The sequence below is a fragment of the Streptomyces sparsus genome (assembly GCF_054776295.1).
Genome location: NZ_BAAHCA010000898.1, coordinates 1 through 1,985 on the forward strand (window position 1 = coordinate 1; position 1,985 = coordinate 1,985).

The following is a 1,985-nucleotide window of genomic DNA, read 5'->3' on the forward strand; positions in this document are numbered from 1 at the left end:
GAGGCGGCCCTGCGCACCGCCGGCTGGCAGCCCGGCCGCTGGGACATCCGGCAGGCCGAGATCTGGGCCGACACGCTGCGCGCGCACGTCTCACCCACCGGCCACGGGCACGCCGTGTTCCCCGCCGTCGTCGAGGCCTGGGCCGAGTTCGGCGGCCTGCGCATCGCCGGTACCGAGCCGGGCCGGCACATCGCCCCCTCCGAACTGCGCGTCGACCCCGCCTACGGACTGCACTGGGCCCGCACCCTGACCGACCTCGGCCGGGCGCTGGGCACCGAGGTCGCCCCGCTGGGGGAGGAGGGCGACAGCGCGGCGCTGCTCGCCGTCGACACCGAGGGCCGCGTCTACAGCCTCGACCACAGCGGCGACTGGTACCTCGGCCCGCACCTGGACGCCGCGCTCACCACGCTGCTCACCGGCACCCTGCCGACCCGGCTCCACTACACCGCGGCGTGACGCCCGGGCCCGGCGGTTGCGGGACGGGGGCTGAGGGCGTCGGAGCCGGGTTGACGCGGGGGCGCGTCGGGCGGCGGCTCAGGTGCAGTCCGGGATGACGGCGGAGACGCGGAAACCGCCGGCCGCCGTCGGACCGGACACGAAGCCGCCGCCCAGCGCCGTCACCCGCTCCCGCATGCCGACCAGGCCGTTGCCGCCGCTGGGCAGGTCCGCGTCCGCCCCGCCCGCGGCGGGCACACCGTTCTCCACGAGCACCGCGACCTCGGCCGGCCGGTGGGCGACGCGCACCCGCACCGAAGCGCCCGCGGCGTGCTTGTGCACGTTGGTGAGCGCCTCCTGCACCACCCGGTACGCGGTGCGCTCTACCAGGGGCTGGTAGGTGCGGGCCCCGCCCTCCACGGACAGCTCCACCGAGGTGCCGGCCGCCCGGGACTCCTCCACCAACCGCGGCAGTCCGGCAAGTCCGGGGCCCTCGGCCCCCTCCCGTTCGGCGGCCGCAGCGGCGGCCTGCGCGATCCGGGCGAGCGGCAGATCGCCGCCACCGCCCGGGACGGAGCCGGCCACGGTGCTGGTCTCGTGGGCCCGCAGCACACCCAGCATGGTGCGCAGCTCCGTCAGCGCCTGCCGGCCCATGTCGCCGACGAGTCCCGCGTTGCGCGCCGCCTTCTCCGGGTCCTTCAGCGCGACGGCCTGCAGGGCCGCCGCGTGCACCACCATCAGGCTCACCCGGTGTGCCACCACGTCGTGCATCTCCCGGGCGATGCGGGTCCGCTCCTCGTTGCGCGCCCACTCGGCCCGCTCCTCGGCGCGGTCGGCGAGCAGGGAGAGTTCCCTCTCCAGCCCGTCGGCGCGCTCCCGCAGAGCGTCCACCAGTCGGCGCCGGGCGCCGGCGTACATGCCGAGCAGCACCGGCGGGACCGTCACCACGAGCGCGAGCAGCGCCGCCACCAGGGCCAGGAACCACATCGGGCCGGGCAGTTCCTCCTGCCCGCTGCTCTGCTGCATCCGGATGAAGACGATGACGAAGATGCCGGCCATCTCCATGCCGGTGAGCAGCACGATGATGCGCCTGGGCACGTCGGAAGCGGCCAGGGTGTAGAAGCCGACCGTCGCCAGCAGGTAGCCCATCTGGGCGGGGATCACCGCGATCGCGACCAGCACCACCGCGATCGGCAGCCGCCGGCGCAGGACCAGCGTGGCGCCGGTCAGCACCCCGAGCAGCACGCCGGCGGCCGTCGGGATGCCCGCTTCCCGGGCGAACAGGACGCCCTGGAAGGCGCACTCCACCGCGGACACCGCCGCCAGCGAGATGTCGAGCACGGCGCTGCGGCGGCGCGGCCACCACAGCACCGCCCGCCGGTTCCGGCCGTGGACGACTTCCCCCGTCTCGGTCATAGCGACCAGACTACGACCGGCCGCCACCGCATTTTCGGGGGGCGCGCACGCCCGCGGCACACGCCACCCGCACGTCACCCGCGCCACCCGCGCACGACGCCCGTGCGCTGCCCCGTTCCCACCCGTGCGCGCGC

General features: G+C 76.0%; 2 protein-coding genes. One reads left to right on the forward strand and one right to left on the reverse strand.

Annotated elements, in window-relative coordinates; all coding sequences use genetic code 11:
- Window positions 1-456, forward strand: a 456-nt coding sequence (locus ACYVE9_RS24680) for an SUKH-3 domain-containing protein (RefSeq protein WP_461030108.1), incomplete at its 5' end; no start/stop codon positions are given.
- Between the two features lie 78 nt (window positions 457-534).
- Here ACYVE9_RS24680 and ACYVE9_RS24685 read toward each other — a convergent pair.
- On the reverse strand, window positions 535-1,851 hold the full coding sequence (locus tag ACYVE9_RS24685) for a sensor histidine kinase (protein ID WP_461030109.1): 1,317 nt from the start codon (window positions 1,849-1,851) through the stop codon (window positions 535-537).
- Between the last annotated feature and the right edge of the window lie 134 nt (window positions 1,852-1,985).

Excerpts from the sequence above, each read along its gene's own strand:
- ACYVE9_RS24685 (WP_461030109.1), bottom strand. The coding sequence starts at position 1,851 with ATGACCGAGACGGGGGAAGTCGTCCACGGCCGGAACCGGCGGGCGGTG.